The organism is Caballeronia mineralivorans PML1(12) (assembly GCF_001028175.1).
Classification (GTDB): Bacteria; Pseudomonadota; Gammaproteobacteria; order Burkholderiales; family Burkholderiaceae; genus Caballeronia; species Caballeronia mineralivorans.
Genome location: NZ_AEJF01000027.1, coordinates 1 through 17,993, shown reverse-complemented (window position 1 = coordinate 17,993; position 17,993 = coordinate 1). Strand labels below are relative to the sequence as shown.

The window sequence follows — 17,993 nt, the reverse complement described above, 5'->3', positions numbered from 1 at the left end:
TGATTGCCTTCTTTCAAAAATGTTGGATCGGTTAAAGACTTTCGGCTTGCCGAATTACTTGGATTTCGCGTTGATGATCGCTTCTGCCACGTTTCGCGGAGCTTCAGAATAGTGCTTGAATTCCATCGTGTACGTAGCGCGACCTTGCGTCGCCGAACGCAGCGACGTCGAGTAGCCGAACATTTCCGACAGCGGGACTTCAGCGCGCACGATCTTGCCGCCGCCAATCATGTCTTCCATACCCTGGACGATACCGCGACGGCTCGACAGGTCGCCCATCACGTTGCCCATGTAGTCTTCCGGCGTTTCGACTTCCACAGCCATCATCGGTTCGAGGATGACCGGGTTCGCACGGCGCATCGCTTCCTTGAACGCCATCGAACCTGCCATGCGGAACGCATTTTCGTTCGAGTCAACGTCGTGGTACGAACCGAAGGTCAGGTGAACCTTCACGTCGACCACCGGGAAACCAGCCAGCACGCCCGCCTTCAGCGTTTCCTGAATGCCCTTGTCCACAGCCGGGATGTACTCGCGCGGAATCACACCGCCCTTGATCTCGTCCAGGAACTCGTAGCCCTTGCCCTGCTCATTCGGCTCAAGCGTAATGACTGCGTGGCCGTACTGACCGCGGCCGCCCGACTGCTTGACGAACTTGCCATCAACGTCTTCAGCCTTGCCGCGGATCGTTTCGCGATACGCAACTTGCGGCTTGCCGACGGTTGCTTCAACGCCAAATTCGCGCTTCATGCGGTCGACCAAAATTTCCAGATGCAGCTCGCCCATACCCGAAATGATGGTCTGGCCCGACTCTTCGTCGGTCTGAACGCGGAACGACGGATCTTCCTGAGCCAGGCGGTTGAGCGCGAGGCCCATCTTTTCCTGGTCAGGCTTGGTCTTCGGTTCCACGGCCTGCGAAATCACCGGCTCCGGGAAAATCATGCGTTCCAGAACAATCGGATGTGCCGGATCGCACAGCGTGTCGCCAGTGGTCGCGTCTTTCAAGCCAACCGCAGCGGCGATGTCGCCTGCGTGCACTTCCTTGATTTCTTCGCGCTGGTTCGCGTGCATCAGCAGAATACGGCCAAGGCGTTCCTTCTTGTCCTTGGTCGCGTTCAGCAGCGTGTCGCCCGACTTCGTCATACCCGAATACACGCGGAAGAAGATCAACTGGCCGACGAACGGGTCGGTCATGATCTTGAACGCGAGTGCCGAGAACTTTTCGTCGTCAGCGGCACGACGCTCAGCACGCTCACCGTCTTCGAGTTCGCCCAGAACCGGCGGAATATCGACCGGCGACGGCAGGAAGTCGAGCACCGCATCGAGCATACGCTGCACGCCCTTGTTCTTGAACGCAGTACCGCACAACATCGGCTGGATTTCGCAAGCGATCGTACGGTCGCGAAGACCCTTCAAGATTTCCGCTTCGGACAACTCGCCCGTTTCGAGGTACTTGTTCATCATTTCTTCGTTGGCTTCAGCCGCGGCTTCAACCATCTTTTCACGCCATTCATCGCACGTATCCTGCAACGCAGCCGGGATTTCTTCGTACGAGAACTTGGTACCCTGGGACGCTTCGTCCCAAATGATCGCCTTCATCTTGATCAGGTCGACCACACCCGTGAACGTGTCTTCTGCGCCGATTGGCACCACGACAGGAACGGGGTTCGCCTTCAGACGCAGCTTGAGCTGGTCATAGACCTTGAAGAAGTTCGCGCCGGTACGGTCCATCTTGTTGATGAACGCGAGACGGGGAACCTTGTACTTGTTGGCCTGGCGCCACACGGTTTCCGACTGGGGCTGAACGCCGCCCACAGCGCAATAAACCATGCACGCACCGTCGAGCACGCGCATGGAGCGTTCAACTTCAATGGTGAAGTCAACGTGTCCCGGGGTGTCGATGATGTTGATGCGGTGCTCGGGGCGGTCGCCAGCCATGCCTTTCCAGAAGGCCGTCGTTGCTGCCGACGTGATGGTGATGCCGCGCTCCTGCTCCTGCTCCATCCAGTCCATCGTTGCTGCGCCGTCGTGAACTTCACCGATTTTGTGGTTCACGCCGGTGTAAAACAGGATGCGCTCGGTCGTCGTCGTCTTGCCGGCATCGATGTGAGCGCTAATACCGATATTACGGTAGCGCTCGATAGGTGTCTTGCGAGCCACTTTGAATCCTTAATTGGGTCGACGCAACCAGCACATGCCAGTCGCGCCCTAACACAAACGGGCGAGGCGCTTTGTAAGCGCACCCGCCCGGAGGTTTTCCGTTCGTCCCAGGTCGGGAGGCCTAAAAACAGCCTTAGAAGCGGAAGTGCGAGAACGCCTTGTTGGCTTCTGCCATCCGGTGAACTTCGTCGCGCTTCTTCATCGCGCCGCCGCGGCCTTCCGCGGCTTCCGAAAGCTCACCTGCCAGACGCAGGGCCATCGACTTCTCGCTGCGCTTCTTCGCAGCTTCGCGCAACCAACGCATCGCCAATGCCATACGACGCGACGGACGCACTTCGACTGGAACTTGATAGTTCGCACCACCAACGCGACGGCTCTTCACTTCGACGACCGGCTTGACGTTGTTGAGCGCACCCGTGAACACTTCCAGCGGGTCCTTGCCACCCTTGGTCTGGATCTGTTCAAAAGCGCCATAAACGATACGCTCGGCAACCGACTTCTTGCCCGACAGCATGATCACGTTCATGAACTTGGCTACATCTACGTTGCCGAATTTCGGATCCGGCAAAATGTCCCGTTTGGGGACTTCGCGACGACGCGGCATGTTTCTTCCTTTGATTTTTCAGTTGGAGCCATATCAGCCCCGCGGTCACCAACAAACCCGATCCATCTATCGACTAACCAGCTTGGCCGGGTGACCACTTACTCGACAGCACCGGCACTTCCGGCACCACCGCTTGAACGCCCTTTACGGGCAACCTGTACAACTCGACCAGCAAAAACTTACTTGCCAGCCTTAGCGCGCTTCGCACCGTACTTCGAGCGAGCTTGCTTACGATCCTTGACGCCCTGGGTATCCAGCGAGCCGCGAACCATGTGGTAACGCACACCCGGCAAGTCTTTCACACGACCGCCGCGAATCAGCACGACCGAGTGTTCCTGCAGGTTGTGGCCTTCACCACCGATGTACGAAATGACTTCGAAACCGTTCGTCAGACGAACTTTTGCAACTTTACGAAGTGCCGAGTTCGGCTTCTTCGGCGTCGTCGTGTACACGCGAGTGCACACGCCGCGACGCTGCGGGCAGTCCTGCAAAGCCGGCGACTTGCTCTTCACTGTTTCTGAAGCGCGGCCTTTGCGAACCAATTGATTGATGGTTGGCATTGTCTATTCCTAAATTGATCAAAATCGACGCCCCCGTTTCGGGCAAAGCAAAACGGACTACGCATCGAACTTTCCGATTCTTGCTCATGCATGCGAGGGGAATCCCCTTAGCAGATCCAAGAACGAGAACCTAGCATCATAATCTGAAATTCCCAATGCGGTCAACAGCTTGGGTGTCGATCGAGGCTGGTCATGTGCATTAAAAGCTAGTTTGCGCCGACCACCTCAAGCAATTCGCTGCCAAAACGCTCGAGTTTTCGCGCTCCGATGCCAGGAATCTGGCTCAGATCCTCGATGGAATCCGGCTCGTTGCGTGCGATTTCGGCGAGCGTTGCATCGTGGAAAATCACGTAGGCCGGCACGCCATCGCTCTTCGCCATGCTCGCACGCCATGCGCGCAGCCTTTCCCAGCGTGCTTTGACGCGTGGCGACATACCTGCGGTCGGATCGGCGCGCTCGCCCGTTCGGCTCGAAGACTGCCGGGTGCGCGTCGGCTTGACGTACTTTCGAAGCGTAACTGCCTGCTCGCCCTTCAGCACAGCCTTGCTGGCTTCGGTCAGGATCAGCGCACCAAAGCCGTCATGGTCGACTGCGAGATAACCGAACGCCACCAGTTGGCGAAAAACGGCGCGCCATTCCTGTTCGGACAAAGCCGCGCCAAGTCCGAACGTCGACAGCTTTTCGTGGCCGCGCTGGAGCAATTTTTCGGATCGGCTACCGCGCAGGATATCGATCAGGTGGCCGGCACCGAAGTGAAATCCGCTCGCCTTAAACGCGCGATACACGCAGGACAGTGCCATCTGCGCCTCGCGAGTCGCGTCCCACGATTCCGGCGGCTCGAGGCAGGTGTCGCAATTCCCGCATGGTTGGCTCGCTTCACCGAAATAGCCAAGCAAGCGCACGCGCCGGCAAGACGCCGCTTCACACAGCCCGAGCAGCGCGTCGAGCTTGCCGCCCTGCATGCGTTTGTGGGTATCGTCGGCGTCTGATTCGTCGATCATCTTGCGCTGTTGCACCACGTCGCCGAGACCGTACGCCATCCACGCGTTCGCCGGCATGCCGTCCCGGCCCGCGCGTCCAGTTTCCTGATAGTAGCCTTCCACGCTTTTTGGTAAATCCAGATGCGCCACGAACCGCACGTCTGGCTTGTCGATACCCATGCCGAAAGCAATCGTCGCGCACATCACGATGCCCTCTTCGCGCTTGAACATTTCCTGGTGCCGCTGACGCGTTTCGTACTCCATGCCCGCGTGATATGGCAGCGCACGTACACCCTGACCCTTGAGCCAGTCGGCGGTCTCTTCCACCTTGCGCCGCGACAAGCAATAGATCACGCCGGCGTCTGTGGTTTTGTCAGGATTCGTATGCTCGGCGCGGATGAAATCGAGCAATTGCGCGCGCGCATTGTCCTTCTCCACAATCCGATACCGAATATTCGGACGATCGAAGCTCGAGACGAAAATACGTGCATTGTCCAAAGCCAGACGATGCACGATTTCATCGCGCGTGATGGCGTCGGCGGTAGCGGTCAGCGCGATCCGCGGCACCGATGGAAACCGCTCATGCAACACCGACAGTTGAATATATTCCGGCCGGAAGTCGTGCCCCCATTGCGATACGCAATGCGCTTCATCAATAGCAAACAGGCCGATGCGCACGCTCTCGATCAATTCGAGAAATCGCGGCGTCATCAAGCGCTCCGGCGCGACATACAGCAGGTCGATCTCACCGTTGCGCAACGCCCGCTCGGTCGCAGAGGCTTCGGCGCCCGTCAGCGTCGAATTGAGGCACGCAGCACGTACACCGACTTCGCTCAACGCGGCGACCTGATCCTGCATCAACGCAATCAACGGTGACACAACGATCCCTGCGCCAAACCCCGCCTCGCGCCGCAGCAACGCTGGAATCTGATAACACAGCGACTTTCCGCCGCCGGTCGGCATCAGCACGAGCGAATCTCCGCCCGCGGCCACATGATCGACGATATCGCCCTGCTGCCCCCGAAAAGCGGGGTAGCCAAATACTTCCTTGAGAATTTCGAGCGAACGGGACATGGAGGAGACGGAGTGCGCCAGAGCGTGAGTGCCCCGATTTTACCAACGACACGGGCCCAAGACGGGCGCATGACTCAACGTTAGCCAATCGATAGAGCAAAAAAAAGCCGCCCAGTATGAACCGGGCGGCTTCTTGTACTAGCAGATCAGCCGTAAAAGCCCGGACCTGTAAAAAGGCCCGAACTCCAGAACTTACTCCGCCGGATGCTGCTGTTCCGCAGGTGCTGCAGGTGCGGTTTCGGGCGTACCGAAATCGAACGATTCTTCCGCTGCAATCTGGTCGAAACGTTGACGATCCGACAGCTCGCGGCTCTTGCGTGCCTTGTGGAACGCGAGACCCGTACCGGCCGGAATCAGACGGCCGACGATCACGTTTTCCTTCAGACCGCGCAAATCGTCGCGCTTGCCCATGATGGCCGCTTCGGTCAACACGCGCGTCGTTTCCTGGAACGAAGCCGCCGAGATGAACGAATCGGTCGAGAGCGATGCCTTCGTAATACCCAGCAGCACGTTCTCGTAGGTCGCGGGGATCTTGTCTTCCGCAGCCATCCGGTCGTTCTCGTCCAACATGTCCGAACGCTCAACCTGTTCGCCCATGATGAAACGCGTATCGCCGTTGTCGACGATCTGCACGCGGCGCAACATCTGACGCACGATCACTTCGATGTGCTTGTCGTTGATCTTCACGCCCTGCAGACGGTACACGTCCTGCACTTCGTCCACGATGTAGCGAGCCAGCGCTTCGATACCCTGCAAACGCAGAATGTCGTGCGGGTCGGCCGGGCCATCGACAATCATTTCGCCTTTGTTGACGACCTGACCGTCGTGCACCAGCACTTGCTTTTCCTTCGTGATCAGGAACTCATGCTGTTCCCCTTCCACGTCGGTAATGACCAGACGCTGCTTGCCCTTCGTGTCCTTACCGAACGACGTCGTGCCCGTGACTTCCGCCAAGATGCCGGCGTCCTTCGGCGAGCGCGCTTCGAACAGTTCGGCCACGCGCGGCAGACCACCGGTAATGTCACGCGTTTTCTGCGCTTCAACCGGGATACGTGCCAGCACTTCACCGACCTGCACTTGCTGACCGTCCTTCACAGTGATCAGTGCGCCAACCTGGAAGCCGATCTGCACCGAATGCTCGGTGTTCGGGATCTTGACTTCTTCGCCTTGCGCATCAAGCAGCTTCACTTGCGGACGAACGCTCTTCGCCGCTTGCGAACCGCGACGCTTCACGTCGATCACGACGAGCGTTGAAAGGCCCGTCACATCGTCGATCTGCTTCGCTACCGTCACGCCTTCTTCGACGTTTTCGAACTTCACCGTACCGCCCCACTCGGTGATGATCGGACGGGTCAACGGATCCCATTGAGCCAGTTGTGCACCAGCCTTGATCTGCGCGCCGTCGAGTTGCAGCAACGTTGCGCCGTACGGGATTTTGTGACGTTCGCGCTCACGACCGAGGTCGTCGGCAATGATCGCCTCGCCCGAACGCGAGATGACGATCTGCTCGCCCTTCGCATTCGTGACGTAACGCATTGTTGCCGTGAAACGCACCGTGCCGTTCGACTTCGCTTCAACCGACGAGGCAATAGCCGCACGCGACGCCGCGCCACCGATGTGGAACGTACGCATGGTCAGCTGCGTGCCCGGTTCGCCGATCGACTGCGCCGCGATCACACCCACCGCTTCGCCCACGTTCACGCGCGAGCCACGACCCAGGTCGCGGCCATAGCACGAAGCGCACAGGCCGTAACGCGTTTCGCAGGTCAACGGCGTGCGCACGCGCACTTCGTCGATACCCAGACGTTCGATTTCATCGACCATGTCTTCATCGAGCAACGTGCCCGATTCGTACAGCGTTTCCTGCGTCTCCGGATTGACGACGTCAGCCACCGTCACGCGGCCGAGAATCCGGTCACGCAACGCTTCGACGACTTCACCGCCTTCAACCAACGCCTTCATGGCAACGCCGTTGGTCGTGCCGCAGTCGTCTTCGACCACGACCAGATCCTGCGTCACGTCAACCAAACGACGCGTCAGGTAACCCGAGTTCGCCGTCTTCAACGCCGTATCGGCCAGGCCTTTACGTGCACCGTGCGTCGAGATGAAGTACTGCAACACGTTCAGGCCTTCACGGAAGTTCGCCGTGATAGGTGTCTCGATAATCGAGCCGTCCGGCTTCGCCATCAGGCCACGCATACCGGCCAGCTGACGAATCTGAACAGCGGATCCACGAGCGCCCGAGTCGGCCATCATGTAGATCGAGTTGAACGATTCCTGCTTCGTCTGATTGCCGTCGCGGTCGACCACGGGTTCCGTAGCCAACTGCTCCATCATCGCCTTGCCGACCGCTTCTGACGTTGCCGACCAGATGTCGACCACGTTGTTGTAGCGCTCTTGCGAGGTGACGAGACCCGACATGTATTGACGGTCGTATTCCTTCACCTTCTTGGCTGCATCGCCGACGATCTGTTCTTTTTGCGGCGGCACGAGCATGTCGTCGACGCAAATCGAAATACCGGCGCGCGTAGCCAGACGGAAACCCATCTGCATCAGCTGGTCGGCGAAGATCACCGTTTCGCGCAGACCGCACTTGCGGAATGCCGTGTTGATCAGGCGCGAAATTTCCTTCTTCTTCAGCGGACGGTTCAGCACCGAGAACGGCAGTCCTGGCGGCAGAATTTCCGACAGAATAGAACGGCCAACGGTGGTTGCGTACAGCGTGATCTTCGGCACGAACTTCGGTGCGCCTTCGCTTTGATCCGGGTTGTGAATATTTTCCGTAATCCGGACATTTACCCGCGACGCCAGCTCGACTTCCTTGTTCTCGTACGCGCGAATCGCTTCCGATACGCCCGTGAACGTCATGCCTTCGCCCTTGCCATTCACCGCTTCACGCGATGCGTAGTAAAGACCCAGCACAATATCCTGCGACGGCACGATCGACGGATCGCCGTTCGCCGGGAACAAGACGTTGTTCGACGCCAGCATCAGCGTGCGCGCTTCCATCTGCGCTTCCAGCGACAGCGGCACGTGAACGGCCATCTGGTCACCGTCGAAGTCGGCGTTGAACGCCGCGCAAACGAGCGGATGCAGCTGGATCGCCTTACCTTCGATCAGCACCGGCTCGAAAGCCTGAATGCCAAGACGGTGCAGCGTCGGCGCGCGGTTCAGCATGACCGGATGCTCGCGGATCACCTCTTCCAAGATGTCCCACACCACGGCTGTCTGATTCTCGACTTCCTTTTTCGCGGCCTTGATGGTCGTAGCCACGCCCATCACTTCCAGCTTGTTGAAGATGAAAGGCTTGAACAGTTCGAGCGCCATGAGCTTCGGCAGACCGCACTGATGCAGCTTGAGCGTCGGACCCACCACGATCACCGAACGGCCCGAATAGTCAACGCGCTTACCGAGCAAGTTCTGACGGAAACGACCGCCCTTACCCTTGATCATGTCAGCGAGCGACTTCAGCGGACGTTTGTTCGCGCCGGTCATTGCCTTGCCGCGACGACCGTTGTCGAGCAGCGAATCGACGGCTTCCTGCAGCATCCGCTTTTCGTTGCGAACGATGATTTCAGGCGCCTTCAACTCGAGCAGACGCTTCAACCGGTTGTTCCGGTTGATCACGCGGCGATACAAGTCGTTCAGGTCCGACGTCGCGAAACGGCCGCCGTCGAGCGGCACGAGCGGACGCAGTTCCGGCGGCAGCACCGGCAGCACTTCCAGCACCATCCAGTCCGGCTTGATGCCCGAACGCTGGAATGCCTCGAGCACTTTCAGGCGCTTCGCGTACTTCTTGATCTTCGCTTCCGAACCCGTGTTCTTGAGCTCGGTGCGCAGCACTTCGACCTGTTCGTCGATGTTGATCGCGCGCAGCAGCTCACGCACGCCTTCCGCACCCATCTCGGCACGGAATTCGTCGCCGTATTCTTCGACCTTATTGTAGTAATCCTCTTCCGTCATGATCTGCCGCGCTTTCAGCGGCGTCATGCCCGGTTCGATCACTACGTATGCTTCGAAATACAGCACGCGCTCGATGTCGCGCAGCGTCATGTCGAGCACCATGCCCAGACGCGACGGCAGCGACTTCAAAAACCAGATGTGCGCAACCGGCGAGGCCAGTTCAATGTGGCCCATCCGTTCGCGACGCACCTTGGCGAGCGTGACTTCAACGCCGCACTTTTCGCAGATCACACCGCGGTGCTTCAGGCGCTTGTACTTGCCGCACAGGCACTCATAGTCCTTGATCGGGCCAAAAATCTTGGCGCAGAACAGGCCATCGCGTTCCGGCTTGAACGTCCGGTAGTTGATGGTTTCAGGCTTCTTCACTTCGCCGAAGGACCACGAACGAATCTTGTCCGGCGAGGCCAGACCGATCTTGATCGCGTCAAATACTTCAGGTTGTTGGACTTGCTTGAATAGATCGAGCAGAGCTTTCATTGCGTCTCTCCAGTAGTCCGATTAGTTCCGGTCCAGGTCGATGTCGATACCGAGCGACCGGATTTCCTTCACCAACACATTGAACGACTCAGGCATGCCGGCGTCGATCACGTGGTCACCCTTGACCAGGTTTTCATACACCTTGGTACGACCCGCCACGTCATCCGACTTAACAGTCAGCATTTCTTGCAGCACGTACGAAGCGCCATATGCTTCGAGCGCCCACACTTCCATCTCACCGAAACGCTGGCCACCGAACTGCGCCTTACCACCCAGCGGCTGCTGCGTGACAAGCGAGTACGGTCCGGTCGAACGGGCGTGCATCTTGTCGTCGACCAGGTGATGCAGTTTCAGGTAGTGCATGTAGCCCACCGTGACCGTCCGTTCGAACGGTTCACCCGTGCGGCCGTCGCTCAACTGCACCTGATTCTTCGACTTCGTCATGCCCAACTGCTTCGCGATGTCATCCGGGAACGCCAGATCCAGCGCACGTTCCATTTCGCCTTCCGTCGCGCCATCGAACACTGGCGTTGCGAAAGGAACACCTTCGCGCAGGTTCTTCGCCAGTTCGACGATTTCGTCGTCGGTGAAGTTTTCCAGCTCTTCCTTACGGCCCGACTCGTTGTAGATCTTGGTCAGGAAAGCACGCAACTCTTCAATCTTGGTCTGACGCTGCAGCATTTCGCCAATACGCCATCCGAGACCCTTCGCGGCCCAGCCCAGATGCACTTCAAGAATCTGACCCACGTTCATCCGTGACGGCACGCCAAGCGGATTCAGCACGACGTCGGCCGGACGGCCATCGGCCATGTAGGGCATGTCTTCGATCGGCACGATCTTCGACACAACACCCTTGTTACCGTGACGGCCGGCCATCTTGTCGCCCGGTTGCAGGCGACGCTTCACAGCCAGATAGACCTTGACCATCTTCAGCACGCCCGGCGGCAGTTCGTCGCCTTGCGTGAGCTTCTTGCGCTTTTCTTCGAACGCCAGATCGAACTGGTGACGCTTCTGTTCGATCGAGTCCTTGATGGCTTCGAGCTGAGCCGCTGCTTCTTCGTCCGCGAGGCGGATGTCGAACCAGTGGTAGTGATCCAGATCTTCCAGGTACGGCAGGTCGATCTTCGTGCCCTTGGCCAGCTTCTTCGGACCGCCGTTCGCGACCTTGCCGTTGAGCATACGGGCGAGACGCGAGAACGCGTCGCCTTCCACAATGCGCAGCTGGTCGTTCAAGTCCAGGCGATAACGCTTCAGTTCGTCATCGATAATCTGCTGTGCACGCTTGTCACGCGTAATGCCTTCGCGCGTGAACACCTGCACGTCGATCACCGTGCCGCTCATGCCCGACGGCACGCGCAGCGACGTATCCTTCACGTCCGACGCCTTCTCACCGAAGATCGCGCGCAGCAGCTTTTCTTCCGGCGTCAGCTGGGTTTCGCCCTTCGGCGTGACCTTACCGACCAGCACGTCGCCCGCTTCCACTTCAGCGCCGATGTACACAATGCCCGACTCATCAAGACGGCCGAGTTGCACTTCAGCCAGGTTCGAGATGTCGCGCGTGATTTCTTCCGGTCCGAGCTTCGTGTCGCGTGCGACCACATTCAGTTCTTCGATGTGGATCGACGTGTAACGGTCTTCAGCAACAACCTTCTCCGAGATCAAGATCGAATCTTCGAAGTTGTAGCCGTTCCACGGCATGAACGCGACCAGCATGTTCTGGCCAAGCGCGAGCTCGCCCAGATCGGTCGATGCACCGTCAGCCACCACGTCGCCACGACCCACCTTGTCGCCGACCTTTACGATCGGACGCTGGTTGATGTTCGTGTTCTGGTTCGAACGCGTGTACTTGATCAGGTTGTAGATGTCGACACCGACTTCGCCGGCAACCGCTTCATCGTCGTTCACGCGAATCACGATACGGCCAGCATCGACGTAATCCACGATACCGCCGCGCTCCGCCTGAACCGTCGTACCCGAGTCGACCGCCACCGTACGCTCAATACCCGTACCGACCACCGCCTTTTCCGGACGCAGACACGGCACAGCCTGACGCTGCATGTTCGAGCCCATCAATGCGCGGTTCGCGTCATCGTGTTCGAGGAACGGAATCAGCGAAGCAGCAACGGAGACGATCTGCGACGGCGCCACGTCCATGTACTGGATACGGTCCGGCGTGACCATCAGCGTTTCGCCCGCTTCACGCGACGAAACGAGTTCATCGGTCAGCGTGCCGCCTTCGCCCAGCGACGCGTTCGCCTGAGCGATCACGTAGCGGCCTTCTTCAATCGCGGACAGGTAATCGATCTGATCGGTCACCTTGCCGTCCACTACTTTCCGATACGGCGTCTCGAGGAAACCGTATTCGTTCAAGTGCGCGTACAGCGCCAGCGAGTTGATCAGGCCAATGTTCGGACCTTCCGGTGTTTCAATCGGGCACACGCGGCCGTAGTGGGTCGGATGCACGTCGCGGACCTCAAAGCCTGCGCGTTCACGCGTCAAACCGCCCGGTCCAAGAGCCGAAACCCGGCGCTTGTGGGTGATTTCCGACAGCGGGTTCGTCTGGTCCATAAACTGCGACAACTGCGACGAACCGAAGAACTCGCGAATCGCGGACGAAATCGGCTTCGAGTTGATCAGGTCGTGCGGCATCAGGTTTTCACTTTCAGCCTGTCCCAGACGTTCCTTCACAGCCCGTTCCACGCGCACGAGGCCCGCACGGAACTGGTTCTCAGCCAATTCACCCACGCAACGCACACGGCGATTGCCCAGGTGATCGATGTCGTCGACTTCGCCCTTGCCGTTACGCAGCTCAACCAAAATCTTGATGGTCGCGAGGATGTCGTCGTCCTGCAGCGTCATCAAGCCGGTGATCTCGTCGCGGCCCACGCGGCGATTGAACTTCATACGACCTACCTTCGACAGGTCGTATGCGTCCTCGCTGTAGAACAGGCGATTGAACAGCGCTTCAACGGCTTCTTCCGTCGGCGGTTCGCCCGGACGCATCATGCGATAAATCGCGATACGTGCAGCCATGCGGTCAGCGGTTTCGTCGATACGCAGCGTCGACGAAATGTACGGACCCTGATCCAGATCGTTCGTGTAGAGCGTCTGAATGTCCTTGACCTTCGATTCGCGCAGCTTCTCGAGCACGGTTTCCGTGATCTCGTCGTTGGCGTTGGCAATCACTTCGCCCGTTTCGCCGTCCACGACATTCTTCGCCAGCACGCGGCCGAGCAAATAGTCTTCCGGCACGGAGATGAACTTCGTTTTCGCGGCTTCGAGGTCGCGAATATGCTTCGCGTTGATCCGCTTGTCCTTCTGGACGATGACGTTGTTCTCGCGATCCTGGATGTCGAAGCGCGCGACTTCACCGCGTAGACGCTCCGGCACGAATTCCATTTGCGCGCCTTCACCCATCAGGGCGAAGTTATCGAATACGAAGAAGTTCGCGAGGATCTGTTCCGGCGTCAGGCCGATGGCCTTCAGCAGGATCGTCACCGGCATTTTCCGGCGACGGTCGACGCGGAAATACAGCACGTCCTTCGGATCGAATTCGAAGTCGAGCCACGAGCCACGGTAAGGGATGATACGAGCCGAGAAAAGCAGCTTGCCCGAGCTGTGCGTCTTGCCCTTGTCGTGCTCGAAGAACACGCCAGGCGAACGATGCAGCTGGGACACGATCACGCGTTCCGTGCCATTGATGACGAACGAACCGGTCGGCGTCATGAGCGGCATTTCGCCCATGTAGACTTCCTGTTCCTTCACTTCCTTGACGACCGGCTTGCTCGGCGATTCCTTGTCGAGCAGTACCAGACGCACCTTGGCGCGCAAGGCGGAACAGTACGTCAGGCCACGCTGCTGACATTCCTTGATGTTGAATGCCGGCGGCGAGAGCATGTAGCTGACGAATTCGAGGCGCGCAAACCCGTTGTGCGAAACGATCGGGAACACCGACGAAAATGCTGCTTGCAGTCCTTCTGCCTTGCGCTGAGTCCCGATGGTCTCGGCTTGCAGAAATGTGCTGAATGATTCAAGCTGGGTTGCCAGCAAGAAGGGAACCTGGTGAACGATGGGGCGTTTCGCGAAACTCTTGCGAATACGCTTCTTCTCGGTGAAGGAATATTGCATACGATCTCCGAATCACGGCGGGCGTTGCCGAGGCGGGATACCTCGATGACACGACCCGGTGTTCACCGACTGAGACTCGTCATACGCCCGGGGAGGGACGACGAGCCTAGAAGCTTGGTGGTTGGCCGCTACCAACCGCTGGCTGACGGCAGCGGATGCCTATGTTTCCCGCTACCCGACCAAACTTGCCTTCTGCAGTCGCTTCAGAAGACAAAGAAAAGAATCGGCAAAATCGTCCCGCCGATGTTTTTCTTTGGCTTCTGTGAGGTTATTGTTGCCGAAACCGGCGACTCAAAACATTGTCCCCACAAAGCAGAAAAAGGCCGGCGGTCATAGACCGCCAGCCTTAGCAAAGCGCAGCGAAACTTACTTGATTTCAGCCTTCGCGCCTGCTTCTTCCAGCTTCTTCTTCGCTTCTTCAGCAGCAGCCTTCGGTACCGCTTCCTTAACAGGCTTCGGTGCACCGTCAACCAGGTCCTTCGCTTCCTTCAGGCCAAGACCCGTCAGTTCGCGAACAGCCTTAATCACCGACACCTTGTTTGCGCCGATTTCGACCAGGTTCACCGTGAACTCGGTCTGCTCTTCAACGACAGCAGCAGCGCCAGCAGGGCCAGCAACAGCAACTGCTGCAGCCGACACGCCAAACTTCTCTTCGAACGCCTTGACCAGCTCGTTCAATTCCAGAACCGACATCGAGCTTACTGCTTCGAGGATGTCATCTTTTGCGATTGCCATTTGAAATACTCCTAAATTGAATTCGGATACAGCCAGCGATCTTGTAAGCCTAACCAGGCAACCAAGCGCAGTACGCGTTAAGCAGCAACTTCCGGTTCAGCTTCAGCCGGAGCTTCAGCGCCGCCACCCTTTTGCGCGGCGAGCGCGGCCAGGGCGCGCGCGAAGCCAGCAACAGGGGCTTGCATGACGTACAACAACTTGGAGAGCAGTTCTTCGCGGCTCGGGATGTTGGCGAGTGCTTGCACAGCCGCCTTGTCCATCACGTTGCCTTCGTAGGAACCGGCCTTGATGATCAACTTGTCATTGGTTTTGCCGAAGTCATTAACGACCTTGGCAGCAGCAATTGCATCTTCCGAGATGCCGTAGATCAGAGGACCGGTCATCTGCTCGGCCAGCGGAGCGAACGGCGTACCTTCCACGGCGCGACGCGCCAACGTGTTTTTCAACACGCGGAGATACACTTGTTGCTCGCGAGCCTTTGCGCGCAGCTTGGTCAGATCGCCAACCGCAATTCCACGATACTCAGCGAGCACCATCGTCTGAGCCTTCGCAACTTGCGCGGCGACTTCAGCGACAACTGCCTGCTTGTCTTCTTTGTTCAGTGGCACGGTTAAACCTCCAGATTCGATGCGCCAACTTAGCGCACCGCGTTCAACAACGGCGTCCGACCTGTCAGGAGTATTTCGACCGGCTGGTGCGTACCTCACGGCACGTGACAACCGACTTCAACCACACCAAAACTGTTCCGGGTTCGCCATCTGCGTTGGCTTACATTAAGGTCACGCCCAACTACTGCGCTTCCGCCAACGGTCTTTGACAACCGGCTGCTCGCCGAACTGCGGCTTGCAACCGCCCAAAGCCCTTAACGTTGGCTCACACGAGATCGCGTGAACCAACGCATGATTCTTTACTGCGAGAGCGTAGCGTGATCGACACGCACGCCGACACCCATGGTGCTCGACAATGCGATCTTGCGCAGGTACACGCCCTTGCTGGTCGCCGGCTTGGCCTTTTGAAGGGCCTCCACCAGTGCCGACAAATTCTGACGCAACGACGCCGGCTCGAACGAAGCACGGCCGATGGTTGCGTGGATGATCCCGCCCTTGTCGACGCGGAACTGCACCTGACCAGCCTTGGCGTTGCGAACAGCTTGCGCAACATCAGCGGTGACGGTACCGACCTTCGGGTTCGGCATCAGGCCGCGCGGGCCGAGAATCTGACCGAGCGTACCGACAACGCGCATCGTATCCGGCGAAGCGATCACGACGTCAAAGTTCAGGTTACCGGCCTTGACTTGCTCAGCCAGGTCTTCCATGCCGACAATTTCTGCGCCAGCTGCACGAGCCTGCTCAGCCTTTTCACCTTGCGCAAACACAGCAACGCGAACCGACTTGCCGGTGCCCGCGGGCAACACGACCGAGCCGCGAACCACTTGGTCCGACTTCTTTGCATCGATGCCCAGCTGCACAGCCACGTCGATCGATTCATCGAACTTAGCGCTTGCGCACTCTTTGACAATCGAAAGAGCGTCGTCGACGGGATACAGCTTCATACGGTCGACCTTGGTGGCCAACGCTTGAAGACGCTTAGAAAGCTTAGCCATTTACACGCCCTCCACGGTGATGCCCATTGAGCGGGCGCTGCCGGCGATCGTACGAACCGCTGCGTCCAGATTCGCTGCAGTCAGGTCAGGCATCTTGGTCTTTGCGATTTCCTCAGCCTGAGCGCGCGTGATGTTGCCGACCTTGTCGGCGTTCGGCTTCGGCGAACCCTTCGCGATACCCGCTGCCTTCTTGATCAGAACGGTAGCCGGCGGCGTCTTCATGATGAACGTGAAGCTCTTGTCCGCGAATGCCGTAATAACGACCGGCACCGGCAGACCCGGCTCCATCGCTTGAGTCTGCGCGTTAAACGCCTTGCAGAACTCCATGATGTTCAGGCCGCGCTGGCCCAGTGCCGGACCAACCGGCGGTGACGGATTGGCTTTACCTGCAGGAATCTGCAGTTTGATAAAGCCGATGATTTTCTTTGCCATGTTGAAAACCTCTGCAGAACGCGTGAGCGTTCGGTGAGTGATAACGCGCGCTCGCCAAAAACGGCTACTGACGCTCCTCAACAGCCATAACGCGGACTGTAAGCGCGAACCGCGCTACGAAGTTAACACCTCGAGCGCGGCGAAAAACGAATGCTTTTAAACCTTTTCGACCTGACCGAATTCCAGTTCAACTGGCGTCGAGCGTCCAAAAATGGTGACGGATACACGAACCCGTGACTTTTCGTAATTCACTTCTTCGACGTTGCCGTTGAAGTCTGTGAACGGGCCTTCCTTGACCCGAACCATCTCGCCCACTTCGAACAGGGTTTTCGGGCGCGGTTTTTCCACGCCCTCCTGCATCTGCGACATGATCTTTTCCACTTCACGCGGAGAGATGGGGCTCGGACGATTGCGCGCCCCGCCGACAAAACCCGTCACCTTGGCGGTATTTTTTACCAGATGCCACGTTTCGTCCGTCATCTCCATTTCAACGAGCACATAGCCCGGAAAGAAACGACGCTCAGTCACAGATTTATGACCACCCTTCACTTCCACAACCTCTTCGGTCGGGACGAGGATTTGGCCAAACTGATCCTGCATGCCAGCACGGTCGATACGCTCCTGAAGCGCACGTTGCACGCTTTTCTCCATACCGGAGTAGGCGTGCACGACGTACCAACGTTTTCCGCTCGGTGATGCTGGTGCTTCGCTCATATCATCTCCAACCCAGAATTACCGAGAATATCACCCACTCGATCGACTTATCGCTAAGCCACAAGAAGATCGCCATGATCAGCACAAATGCAAAGACCACCAGCGTGGTTTGCGTGGCTTCCTTACGCGTCGGCCACACCACCTTACGGACTTCTTTGTACGAATCTTTGGCAAAGGCGATAAAACCCTTTCCCGGTGCGGAGAGAAGACCGACCGCAACACCCGCGATCAAACCGACAGCAAGCGCGGCGCCGCGAACGTACCACTCCTGGCCACTCAGCCAGAAGAAACCTACGAACCCGGCCAATACCAACAATACGCCCGCGGTCAACATCAACTTGTCGCCGGAAGTATTTACAGTTTCGACGGAAGGATTCGCCATAACACCTTAAACAGCGCCCTGAGACGCAAGATTGTGGCAGGGGCAGAGGGAATCGAACCCCCAACCTTCGGTTTTGGAGACCGACGCTCTGCCAGTTGAGCTATACCCCTAAACCATTTTGGGGTCGGCGACTTCGCCAACCCCGAAAACTACAGACTATCGAGCAATTTCTGGCTTTGCTCGA

At 58.2% G+C, this 17,993-nt stretch carries 12 protein-coding genes and 1 tRNA gene; all 13 read right to left on the bottom strand.

The window, feature by feature from the left end:
* Nucleotides 1–54 precede the first annotated feature (54 nt).
* Entirely contained in the window at nucleotides 55–2,157 is a 2,103-nt protein-coding gene (fusA, locus tag EOS_RS04095; RefSeq protein ID WP_047845334.1) for an elongation factor G, read from the bottom strand.
* A gap of 133 nt (nucleotides 2,158–2,290) precedes the next feature.
* The gene (gene rpsG / locus EOS_RS04090; RefSeq protein ID WP_031361587.1) at nucleotides 2,291–2,761 is read right to left on the bottom strand and encodes a 30S ribosomal protein S7; all 471 of its coding nucleotides are present in this window, start codon (nucleotides 2,759–2,761) and stop codon (nucleotides 2,291–2,293) included.
* A gap of 179 nt (nucleotides 2,762–2,940) precedes the next feature.
* Nucleotides 2,941–3,321, bottom strand: a complete 381-nt coding sequence (gene rpsL / locus EOS_RS04085; RefSeq protein WP_035935550.1) for a 30S ribosomal protein S12 — start codon at nucleotides 3,319–3,321, stop codon at nucleotides 2,941–2,943.
* 206 nt (nucleotides 3,322–3,527) lie between these two features.
* The gene (recQ, locus tag EOS_RS04080; RefSeq protein ID WP_047845333.1) at nucleotides 3,528–5,375 is read right to left on the bottom strand and encodes a DNA helicase RecQ; all 1,848 of its coding nucleotides are present in this window, start codon (nucleotides 5,373–5,375) and stop codon (nucleotides 3,528–3,530) included.
* A gap of 192 nt (nucleotides 5,376–5,567) precedes the next feature.
* Nucleotides 5,568–9,815 carry a DNA-directed RNA polymerase subunit beta' gene (gene rpoC, locus EOS_RS04075; RefSeq protein WP_047845332.1) on the bottom strand — a complete coding sequence of 1,416 codons (4,248 nt, stop codon included), beginning with the start codon at nucleotides 9,813–9,815 and terminating at the stop codon, nucleotides 5,568–5,570.
* 21 nt (nucleotides 9,816–9,836) lie between these two features.
* Nucleotides 9,837–13,943 carry a DNA-directed RNA polymerase subunit beta gene (gene rpoB / locus EOS_RS04070; protein WP_047845331.1) on the bottom strand — a complete coding sequence of 1,369 codons (4,107 nt, stop codon included), beginning with the start codon at nucleotides 13,941–13,943 and terminating at the stop codon, nucleotides 9,837–9,839.
* A gap of 366 nt (nucleotides 13,944–14,309) precedes the next feature.
* Nucleotides 14,310–14,678 (bottom strand): 50S ribosomal protein L7/L12, encoded by a 369-nt coding sequence (gene rplL / locus EOS_RS04065; protein WP_031361592.1) that lies wholly within the window; start codon nucleotides 14,676–14,678, stop codon nucleotides 14,310–14,312.
* 77 nt (nucleotides 14,679–14,755) lie between these two features.
* Nucleotides 14,756–15,286 (bottom strand): 50S ribosomal protein L10, encoded by a 531-nt coding sequence (gene rplJ / locus EOS_RS04060; protein WP_047845330.1) that lies wholly within the window; start codon nucleotides 15,284–15,286, stop codon nucleotides 14,756–14,758.
* Nucleotides 15,287–15,585: 299 nt separating this feature from the next.
* A complete protein-coding gene (gene rplA / locus EOS_RS04055) occupies nucleotides 15,586–16,281 on the bottom strand; it encodes a 50S ribosomal protein L1 (protein WP_047845329.1) in 696 nt (231 codons plus the stop codon).
* On the bottom strand, nucleotides 16,282–16,713 hold the full coding sequence (gene rplK, locus EOS_RS04050; RefSeq protein ID WP_031361595.1) for a 50S ribosomal protein L11: 432 nt from the start codon (nucleotides 16,711–16,713) through the stop codon (nucleotides 16,282–16,284).
* Nucleotides 16,714–16,869: 156 nt separating this feature from the next.
* Entirely contained in the window at nucleotides 16,870–17,427 is a 558-nt protein-coding gene (nusG, locus tag EOS_RS04045) for a transcription termination/antitermination protein NusG (protein WP_047845328.1), read from the bottom strand.
* 1 nt (nucleotide 17,428) lies between these two features.
* Nucleotides 17,429–17,809, bottom strand: a complete 381-nt coding sequence (secE, locus tag EOS_RS04040; protein WP_047845327.1) for a preprotein translocase subunit SecE — start codon at nucleotides 17,807–17,809, stop codon at nucleotides 17,429–17,431.
* A gap of 34 nt (nucleotides 17,810–17,843) precedes the next feature.
* Nucleotides 17,844–17,919, bottom strand: a tRNA-Trp gene (locus EOS_RS04035).
* Between the last annotated feature and the right edge of the window lie 74 nt (nucleotides 17,920–17,993).

Excerpts from the sequence above, each read along its gene's own strand:
- rpsG (WP_031361587.1), bottom strand. The coding sequence starts at position 2,761 with ATGCCGCGTCGTCGCGAAGTCCCCAAACGGGACATTTTGCCGGATCCG.
- rpsL (WP_035935550.1), bottom strand. The coding sequence starts at position 3,321 with ATGCCAACCATCAATCAATTGGTTCGCAAAGGCCGCGCTTCAGAAACA.
- recQ (WP_047845333.1), bottom strand. The coding sequence starts at position 5,375 with ATGTCCCGTTCGCTCGAAATTCTCAAGGAAGTATTTGGCTACCCCGCT.
- rpoC (WP_047845332.1), bottom strand. The coding sequence starts at position 9,815 with ATGAAAGCTCTGCTCGATCTATTCAAGCAAGTCCAACAACCTGAAGTA.
- rpoB (WP_047845331.1), bottom strand. The coding sequence starts at position 13,943 with ATGCAATATTCCTTCACCGAGAAGAAGCGTATTCGCAAGAGTTTCGCG.
- rplL (WP_031361592.1), bottom strand. The coding sequence starts at position 14,678 with ATGGCAATCGCAAAAGATGACATCCTCGAAGCAGTAAGCTCGATGTCG.
- rplA (WP_047845329.1), bottom strand. The coding sequence starts at position 16,281 with ATGGCTAAGCTTTCTAAGCGTCTTCAAGCGTTGGCCACCAAGGTCGAC.
- rplK (WP_031361595.1), bottom strand. The coding sequence starts at position 16,713 with ATGGCAAAGAAAATCATCGGCTTTATCAAACTGCAGATTCCTGCAGGT.
- nusG (WP_047845328.1), bottom strand. The coding sequence starts at position 17,427 with ATGAGCGAAGCACCAGCATCACCGAGCGGAAAACGTTGGTACGTCGTG.
- secE (WP_047845327.1), bottom strand. The coding sequence starts at position 17,809 with ATGGCGAATCCTTCCGTCGAAACTGTAAATACTTCCGGCGACAAGTTG.